An 8,773-nucleotide genomic window follows, 5' to 3' on the forward strand; every position below is an offset into this window, starting at 1 on the left:
TGAAAGGCCGGATACGTTTTCGCAGACTGACCAGATCATCAGACACAAACCGCTTGCCGACGGGGCGAGCCATACGTTTGCGCCCTGGCCATGCCGGTGAACCTTGACGATGGTCGCATCGACCATGGCGTATTCCATGTCGGGTTCCTCCGACAGCACATCGAAAATACGCTTGAAAATATCGGCTTCCCGCCAATCGCGAAACCGCCTGAACGCCGTACTCCAGTTGCCGAACATGGCGGGCAGATCACGCCATGGACTGCCCGTGCGAACAATCCACAGCACCGCCTCCATGAATAGCCGGTTGTCCCTTCCGCTCCGCCCAGGGTCAGTCGGCTTACCCAGACAATGTGGCTCCATCTTTGCCCATTGGGCGTCGGTCAGTACGAAACGGTCCATCCAGAGCGTGAATCACATCTCCCAACAAATGGGAATCCTAAATCCCCACAACCCCTAGAGCGCGCGACCTGCGATTTGGCGCAGCGCGCTTCAGGCTGGTGTTCAGCCCGAAAGCTGCAGGCGCGACCAGCCTGTGCGCCGGCTAAAGCGTCGCCAGTTCCACCGCCCTCTCGAACACCGCTTCGAACATCCCGGCGGTGAGCCGGCCGGTGTTCTGATTGTAGCGCGAGCAGTGATAGCTATCGATGACGATCTGGCCGCTGGGCATGCGATGCTCCGCCAGATGGGCGAAGCGCGCCTTGGGAAGCTTGCCGCCCAGCACCTTCACCGCCGACTGATGCGCGATCTGGCCCAGCGCGACGAAGACCTGCGCATGGGGCAAGGCGGCGACCGCAGGCTTCAGGAAGGCGCGGCAATTGTGGATCTCCTCCGGCAGCGGCTTGTTCTGCGGCGGCAGGCATTTGACCGCGTTGAGGATGATGACGTTGCGCAGCATGAGCCCGTCGTCGGGCCGCGCCTCATAGACGCCTTGGGTCAGGCCGAATTTGGCGAGCGTGGCGAACAGCAGATCGCCCGCATAATCCCCGGTGAAGGGCCGGCCCGTGCGGTTCGCGCCCGTCTTGCCCGGCGCAAGGCCGACGATCGCGATTCGGCCCAGCGGATCACCGAAAACCGGAACCGGCGCATTCCACCAGCCGGGATGTTCCGCGCGATTCTGCTCACGAAAAGCGGCCAGACGCGGGCAGAGCGGACAATCATGCGGCGCTTCGCTGTGCGGGATAGGACTTTGCAGCGTCATGGCGACGGGATAGGCGCTGTCCGATGGTCAAGACAAGCACCCGTCATGTTTACGCCCTTGCCCTGGGATCGAACCGGCCGCTGTCGGCGCGGATGACCCCGGCATGCCTGTTGAGCGGCGCGGTTCGCATGATCGCGGAACTGGGCCCGGTTCTCAGCGTGGCCCCCGTCATGCAGACCCGGCCTATCGGGCCGTCGCGGCGCATCTTCGTCAATGGCGCGGTGCTGATGGAGAGTTCCCTGCCGCCCGAAGAGATGCTTTCCGGCTTGCAGGCGATAGAGCGCGCTCTGGGCCGCCAGCGGTTCAGGCGCTGGGGGCCGAGGCGGCTGGACATCGACATCATCCTGTGGTCCGGGGGTCGCTGGAACAGCCGCTCGCTGCGCATTCCCCACCCGGCTTTTCGCGAGCGGGACTTCGTACTGACGCCGCTGCTTGCCATTGCGCCGGGCTGGCGCGACCCCGTGTCCCGACTTTCGATCCGCCATTTGCGTTTCCGCCTGCGAAAAGCGGTTTCTGGAGGTTGACCAGCCGCATCGCCGCCTCTAGTGCGTGCGGACCTCAGGACATGAGGGCCCTTAGCTCAGTCGGTAGAGCAACTGACTTTTAATCAGTAGGTCGCTGGTTCGAATCCAGCAGGGCTCACCACCTTTGTAAATTCAATGACTTAGGTGGATTTTAGAGGCAATTGTCTCACAGTTTGTATCACAGTCCCTAGAGGCTCACATGGCTTCTTGATCGAGAACCTCAGCAGCAAATCGATGTAAGTCCTTCCCTGCCCTGTTCATCCTCGGCATGAAGGATTCGAGTCGGCAGCGAAATGACTGGCTTTCGAATTTTCGAGGGAAGGACGATCATGGAGTTCAGACTTCGGAAAAATGAGATTGCATGCGCCGCGTGCGTCCCCATCACCGCAACGCGCTATGCAGAAATATCTGTGGCCAGCGATGCTCTACTGCTAATATCCAAAATTGAAGAGTCTTGGGACAATCTTATTAAAAACTTCATAGATATTGAATCCGAAATTATTAAATGCGCCCTTGATAATATGGTCATTAGCTATGACGACCCATTTCAATATCAAGATAATAGATTAAATTTTTCACGTCTTTTTAATAATTTCTTGTCTTCATCCAGAGCTTATATTGACCACACACCCCATCACATCTCCTCATTAGAGCGGTATGATATAGCTAAATATTTTAATGATTTAAGAATCGCTGCTTATGATGGGAGTTTCGAATACCGTTTTATAGAAGCCTTACGAAATTATAGCCAACATCGGGGTCTTCCAATCCACGGTACTTCCTACCTATCTTCTTGGATTAATGACTTCGATGAAAATGGACAATTTTCTGGAAAAGGCCAACTACGCCATACAGTTACAGCATCAATCAATTTAAAAGCGCTGACAGAGGACAAGAAATTTAAACGCTCTGTCGCAGCGGAGTTATCTGGTCGAGGCAGCCAACTCGACGTATCAACTTGCATCCGTCTTTACGTCGAAGCCTTGGGCCGCGTGCATATGGCATTGAGGCTCACGCTTAAAGAAATAACAGCGAGCGCAACAGACGTGCTAACCCAAGCAATTAGAGATTATGGAGATTGCGATGATGGAAATACCATCGGACTGCATGCAGAGCAAATGGATGACAACGGCAATCTGATTGAGGCCGTCAGCATCAGTAGGAATCTCATTGATTGGATCGAGCGCCTTACCCGACGGAATCGCGACGTGGTAAACCTAAGCCGCCGCTATGCTACAAATGAGATAATACCCCCTACCTCCAAGTAGGCTGCGGCATGCAGCCGCATCTACCCCGCGCTACAAGACCATACCTCTTTTCCAACGGAATCGATGATCGCTACATATGAGGGCTTGAAATAGCCGGTCATAGTTCGGCTGGCAGTGGGGTACGGGTTATCTAGCGATGCTGTTTCATCGGCATCACGCGTTTCGAAGTACGGGGCGTCGAGGTCGCCTACGAAAACCATTCGGCCTTTAGCTTTAAGTAAAGGTGCCTGATCTATAGGAAACGTAAAACTGAAAGTTCGAGAATAATATCCATTGGTACAATTTTTACCAAACGTGTCTGAAACGTCAATTTTCCAATCAACTTGAACTGAAGGATAAACCGTAAAATGAACACCCATACGAGTGGTCGCACGGTAGGCAGTTAAATCCTTTGATACCGACCTTACGGTAATATTGTTCGGTAAACTTCCTGAAAATTCTCCCTTATCACTATTATAATTTATATATATTGCGTTTGATCCGACAAAATCCTTGCAGACAAGCAAGCGATTGTTGCTGCCAAGTGCCTCATTGAGTTCCACCTTGCGCCGTTCATAATCAGCGGTGGTTTCAAACTCGCCTTTTGGACGATTCATCCAGTCGGCATTTTGTCTAAGCGCATCGACTAATGCCGCCGCATCAGTATGATCACAGGCGGAGGCGAGGTTCTCCGATTCCTGCCATTTATTCAGTATTATATTGCCAGCTAAAATTTGGGTGGCTGACATAGGCTTTGCGGCTGGTGCCTTGCGTGCCGTCGGGCGGACAGGCTTCTTAGGCGGCGCTCCTTGGGCAGAAGCTGCCCAAAATGCAGTTGCGGCAATGGTCCATATGGCATGCGCTGCGTATTGCTTCATTGATTTGGACGCCCCCGTAACGATGTTTAGCGATCTATAAAAACTCGGCTTTAGGCGTCAACCTGTGGGCATTTGGGTGTAAGCAGATGATTTAAATCGTCCCCTTGCGGCGCTGCGGCGGGAACATAACGGAAATTATCCAAACGACCTTTCAATGCGGATGGTAGGCCGATCCATGTTTAAGATGCAGCGCAATAACGTTTCACCGTCGCCTCCGACAAACCGAACTGCCGGGCCGTTCCCTTTATGCTCGCCCCATTTTCCTTTCGCCATTGAACTACATGAGCCGCATCAGCAGCGAACGGACGGCCTAAACTGACCTTACCTCTATGGGTACGCCCTGTAGCGACCAGCGCCGCCCTAGCTGCTTCCCTACCAGCATCGCAGCGTTCCTTGATCCTGTTGCGCTCCATATCTGCAATCTGCGCCAGCACGGCGACAATGAGTTCCCCAACGCCCTTTGCAATGGGACCAAGGCCAAGCACCTCGACCGTTACGCCCTTGTCGATCAGTGTTCGAACTGTCGCCTGCACATCGAGCGCGTCACGCCCCAGGCGATCTATAGCCGCGATATGCAGCACATCGCCTTCCCGGATGTAATTAAGAAGAGCAGCGAAGCCGGGGCGATCAGCAGCCAAGACCGCACCCGACACTCCTTCATCCATAAATTCTTTATCGAAAGGTCCGGCAAGCGAAGAACGCTGGCCTTCAATCGACTGATCGCCGGTTGATACCCGATAATACGCCAGCTTGCTCATGTTGCCCCCTTCGACTCGCTCAAAACCTACCTAGATAATATGAGCTATAGCGCATAAAGCAACATGGTATCTTGTAAGCCTAAGAAGAGCAGGCTTGTGGGTCAGGCCAACAGGTTAGAAGATTTGAGCCATGCCGGATGAAGAGCGTTGACGCCCTCCGGCTTGTAATATGCGCACCCAATGTGGAGGGAATCGTGATCGCGCATGGGTTAACCTGCTGATATAACAATGCAGGTAATCGGAAGGGCAAATTTCAGCATGTCGAAAGAAGCACCGCGCCACAGGTTGGTCACTGAAATTCTCCGTAAGGCTGGTGGCATCGACGTTGAAAGCATCTTGCCTCGCGTACCTAAAAAGAGACGCGCAGACATCTTTTTCAAAGACCACGAAATAATCGTTGAAGTAAAAGAAATCACGAATGACCGTTTGAGTGATCCAAAAGTATTACAATCTTTGAACGATCTGATTACCATCGATGGCCCTTCTATGGGCGGGCCAGTTATATTTGGCACCGTGAGATTACGGGCGGACACATTGCCCAATGCGCTCGCGAGAAAGTATTTTCAGCGGGTTGGCAAACGAGTTCAAAAAGAAGTTTCAGAGGCAAACGGTCAAATTAGAGATACTAAGGAGGCTCTCGGCTTGCCAGATGCCCGTGGACTCCTCGTCCTCATCAGCCGTCCGATGAAGATGAATCTCAGGGTCATGGGTTGGGCTGTTCATGATGAGCTAACGAAGAATCAGCACCCGCATATCAATGGCTTGATGATGGCAGAATGCGAAACCGAAACAGCCATTGAAACGGGCAACTCATATATCTCTTTTCACAGTCGCGAACTAAACGGACTTCCAGATCAGTTGAAGGTACAAATTGCGAACGCATGGGGCGAGGTAACGAGTCAGAGGTTAGCGGTTGCTACCGAAGCGGACTTCGATCGTCGCTATCCATAAATTGCTCATTTGGATCGATGCACGGTGCAACATGGCTGACATTCGACCATTCCGGCGTGAAAGACGTTTGAAGTCATTAGAGGAATGTGAAGGCCCGCGCCTGCGTTTCATGCCATTGTCGAACAAGGCAATAAGCCCCGTCATCATTGTGCCTGTAGGGCTGATGATAGGGGCGGCATTGGGCTACCTTCTTCTATTCTGATCGGTCTGCGGCTTTCGCGCCAGCCGTTTCAACCTCGACGCTATGCTCTGCCATTTCGGCGGGGTATTTTTTGTTCGCTTCGGTTGCGAAGTCCCAGAAAAATTCGGATCGAGGTTCAATCTAACCAAGAATTACAAGGCCTTGATTTTTTCGCAGCCTCTCATGTGAGCTTCGAAGTTGCCCATATACAACGACCCTTTTTGCCAATCAGCCGCTTTCTTGCACTTCCCGGAAGCCGACAAAACATGTGTTTGATCGAACTTTCCGACCGTAGAAAGGGTATCGGATGGATCAAAGTCGATCCAGAATTGCCGTTTTCATCGCTGTATGTGTCGGCATACCGGGCGTGATCAATGGCGCAAGCGTGTCCCGCATAAATGCGTCGGTGCTGTTGCCAGCCCGCACTAAGCCTAAAGACTGTCGCAGGTTGGTGAAAATCTGGCCCGCTGCTGATTTCAAATCGTCCGGTTGATTGCCGCGTGCCACGCTAGCCGCGAGTGCGTCGGCCTTGATTTGAAGCACGTCGCTAACTTTATCGCTGTGCCCGACACTCTCCGAAAGTTTCGTCAGAACATCGTCTGCAAAAAGATGGCATTCCAAATTCCGTTCGCCCAGAACGAGATTTCCATTCTTCTCGAAATCTTGCACTTCTTGTTGAGATTTGTCGTCCCTGTCACACAGGGATATGACGCGCGCGCCGCTGGCAATATCGTCCAAGGCCGACCGAACGCTAGCACCTGCTGTCGCCACTTGGTTGGATGATCCGCCCGATACAAAAACGATTTCTGCCGCCGATGGACCTAAGATGCGATTGTAAATTTCGGCGTCGAAGTTTTTGCGTCGATTGCCTATCGTTGATCCTTCGCAAACGACGATGATCGACGGAACGATGCGGCTGGACAGATCGTCAATCGCTATCGAAAGCATCTTCTCCCATGCAATACGACCGATGCTGCTAGGAACGAGTTGGCGCGGTTCGTCAGGCTCAACGCCGTCAAAGTCTATTATGGCCACGGTCCCCGGCGCTTCGATGCTGAGGGCTTGTGCTGCCCGCATGACCCCAAGCGAATGAGTGGTAATCCAAAGCTGCGACTTCTCCGGGATCAACGCATACATTTCCTTCATCAACGCGCCTTGGACGCGAGTATGTAAATGCGTTTCTAGTTCGTCTATGCACCAAATAGAATCCGCGTAGAATTTTTCCTTCATGTGCATGTCTAAGAGAAGATCAAATGCCGCCTTTTCTCCACCAGAAAGATTTTTGTAATTGTATGATGAAACTGTTCCCTTTTCAAAATTGAATGTTCCGTTTCCTAGGGGGTCACTTATATCATTCAATATCAAATCCCCGAAAACGTTCATCATTGATTTACGGATTCCACCAATAAGTTCGTTTCTTAATTCCTCAACCGTTTTCGTGTTGTTTTGAAGATTATAAACACCCGAAACGGTTTCATAAATGAGGCGTTGATAGTTTTGGGAAACAACTTGGTCATTTTGGATGGAGCGTGCTACGCGCAATTCTTCGATGGGCGATGCAAGTCTATTGATCGACCCAATATTGAAATCTGGGTCATTCCTGTAGGCGGTTCTGACATAAAGAGAGCTTTTGACGGGTGGAAGCCCCTCATGGGTTTCGACAACCGCCGAATCACTCCATGAAAACGTGCTTTCTTCACCTTTGCGGTAATAGGCTTCGTCGCTATCGCGACCCCATCCCGCCTTTTGGCGATGCCAGCTTATGAACGCATCAAATAGTGATGACTTCCCACTTCCGTTGGGGCCGACAACCACGACCAATTTCGCGGTGTCCGGAATGCCTGTTATCTCTAGATCGGTGAAGCGTTTGAAGCTTTTTAGATGGATGCGTTTAACCTTCATAACCCGCTTTCAGTGTCGTTCGATGGTGGTCGCACTAATTCTGATAAGGCACTTGATTGCAGTTCGACTAGATCGTTGCCAGCATTTTTGCGGGGGGTTTCTTGGCTATCGCAGTTTGCAGCTTTCCATCTCATGGCGCTTCAGAGCGGAGGGGCTGGAGGCCGCCCATCGCAATCATAAAACAGCAAATTCCAGATGAGTGAAGGTCAATAGATCCTACTTGCTCATTTAGAATACCCCTAGAAGCCTCTCAGAAGCCCGTCAGGCGTTGAAATCAAATTTTAGCTACCTGCCTAGCCAAATTCAAATAATGACGCTCTACGAGCTTTAAAATAGACCGTTGCTAAATATCTATCGCAGACAGAAAATAATATTTCGAAACTCTCAAGGTAGTTCTGTCGATTATTGAAGCACATCTTCTAAATCCGGGAACAAAGGCATCGGGTTTAATTCGGCTGGTTCCACCACATTTGCATCATAAATCCCGATAGTAGCCCACTCGACGTTCCAATCTACTAACGCAGCGCCACTTTCAAAACGGACTATGCCTGCCCCGTCCCTCGCAATGTCGAATTTGCAGCGAAGGTCATCATCATAAGACCCGACCAGCAGCGTTCCGTCGCTCAGCCCAACCAAGAATCTATCATCATCCTCATAAGGGACGGAAAGAACCGTTTCGATATCACCCGATATTTTCACCCGGACAGAATCGGGAATGGGTTCAATACGCACACCCATGAGAATCGCCTTTCCTATTTAGAACAAAAAGAGAACATATGCCGCAGGAAAGGAGTCGGCAATGGTCAATATCGACGGTTCGTTTCTGATGGGCGTGGCGGCGTTGATTACCAGCCTTGCCGCTTTGGTGAAGGCGTTCCGCGTTCGAAACAGATAGTCGGAGCCAAGGGGTTTACGGCAAGAGCCTGTTTTGCCATGAGCAACGAGCAGCTTCGCCAAATCGAGGCTGTGGGGCGTCAGAACCCCAACAGCACACAGGCCGGTCAAGAGTTTCTTGGCCGGGTGGTCGTCACGCATGTCCAAGGCTCGCCTAAAGTCTCTAGCTGCTGCCCCCCCCCCCGCGGAGGATATCCAGACTTCGCTTCGCTATGTCATGATCCGCTTCTCCATCGGTGG

The 8,773-nt window shown here is 52.0% G+C and carries 10 protein-coding genes and 1 tRNA gene; 4 read left to right on the forward strand and 7 right to left on the reverse strand.

All coding sequences use genetic code 11. The features are described 5' to 3' along the window. Both K7W03_RS25605 and K7W03_RS25610 read right to left on the reverse strand, forming a co-directional pair. The coding region (locus K7W03_RS25605; RefSeq protein ID WP_222887706.1) for an IS5 family transposase at positions 1 to 399 on the reverse strand (399 nt) is incomplete at its 3' end. 142 nt (positions 400 to 541) lie between these two features. Continuing rightward, positions 542 to 1,198 (reverse strand): uracil-DNA glycosylase, encoded by a 657-nt coding sequence (locus K7W03_RS25610; protein WP_222887707.1) that lies wholly within the window; start codon positions 1,196 to 1,198, stop codon positions 542 to 544. 23 nt (positions 1,199 to 1,221) lie between these two features. Here K7W03_RS25610 and folK point away from each other — a divergent pair, with 23 nt between their 5' ends. The 3 genes from folK (at position 1,222) to K7W03_RS25625 (ending at position 2,990) form a co-directional block, all read left to right on the forward strand. Next, positions 1,222 to 1,722, forward strand: a complete 501-nt coding sequence (folK, locus tag K7W03_RS25615) for a 2-amino-4-hydroxy-6-hydroxymethyldihydropteridine diphosphokinase (RefSeq protein WP_137709777.1) — start codon at positions 1,222 to 1,224, stop codon at positions 1,720 to 1,722. 45 nt (positions 1,723 to 1,767) lie between these two features. Then, positions 1,768 to 1,843, forward strand: a tRNA-Lys gene (locus tag K7W03_RS25620). A 208-nt stretch (positions 1,844 to 2,051) separates the two neighbouring features. Continuing rightward, positions 2,052 to 2,990 carry a hypothetical protein gene (locus K7W03_RS25625; protein ID WP_222887710.1) on the forward strand — a complete coding sequence of 313 codons (939 nt, stop codon included), beginning with the start codon at positions 2,052 to 2,054 and terminating at the stop codon, positions 2,988 to 2,990. Positions 2,991 to 3,010: 20 nt separating this feature from the next. Here K7W03_RS25625 and K7W03_RS25630 read toward each other — a convergent pair whose 3' ends face one another. Both K7W03_RS25630 and K7W03_RS25635 read right to left on the reverse strand, forming a co-directional pair. Next, complete coding sequence (locus tag K7W03_RS25630) at positions 3,011 to 3,847, reverse strand: hypothetical protein (RefSeq protein ID WP_222887712.1); 837 nt, start codon at positions 3,845 to 3,847, stop codon at positions 3,011 to 3,013. Between the two features lie 179 nt (positions 3,848 to 4,026). After that, positions 4,027 to 4,605 (reverse strand): recombinase family protein, encoded by a 579-nt coding sequence (locus tag K7W03_RS25635; RefSeq protein ID WP_222887714.1) that lies wholly within the window; start codon positions 4,603 to 4,605, stop codon positions 4,027 to 4,029. A 258-nt stretch (positions 4,606 to 4,863) separates the two neighbouring features. On the opposite strand from K7W03_RS25635, the gene K7W03_RS25640 reads away from it, so the two are divergent. Then, complete coding sequence (locus K7W03_RS25640; RefSeq protein ID WP_222887715.1) at positions 4,864 to 5,556, forward strand: hypothetical protein; 693 nt, start codon at positions 4,864 to 4,866, stop codon at positions 5,554 to 5,556. Between the two features lie 493 nt (positions 5,557 to 6,049). Here K7W03_RS25640 and K7W03_RS25645 read toward each other — a convergent pair whose 3' ends face one another. The 3 genes from K7W03_RS25645 to K7W03_RS25655 form a co-directional block, all read right to left on the reverse strand. After that, positions 6,050 to 7,639 carry an AAA family ATPase gene (locus K7W03_RS25645; protein ID WP_222887717.1) on the reverse strand — a complete coding sequence of 530 codons (1,590 nt, stop codon included), beginning with the start codon at positions 7,637 to 7,639 and terminating at the stop codon, positions 6,050 to 6,052. A gap of 402 nt (positions 7,640 to 8,041) precedes the next feature. Then, positions 8,042 to 8,377, reverse strand: coding sequence for a hypothetical protein (locus tag K7W03_RS25650; RefSeq protein WP_222887719.1), 336 nt, complete (start codon positions 8,375 to 8,377; stop codon positions 8,042 to 8,044). An 18-nt stretch (positions 8,378 to 8,395) separates the two neighbouring features. After that, positions 8,396 to 8,674, reverse strand: coding sequence for a hypothetical protein (locus K7W03_RS25655; protein WP_222887730.1), 279 nt, complete (start codon positions 8,672 to 8,674; stop codon positions 8,396 to 8,398). Positions 8,675 to 8,773 lie beyond the last annotated feature (99 nt).

The sequence above is a fragment of the Sphingobium sp. PNB genome, assembly GCF_019873065.1.
Classification (GTDB): Bacteria; Pseudomonadota; Alphaproteobacteria; order Sphingomonadales; family Sphingomonadaceae; genus Sphingobium; species Sphingobium fuliginis.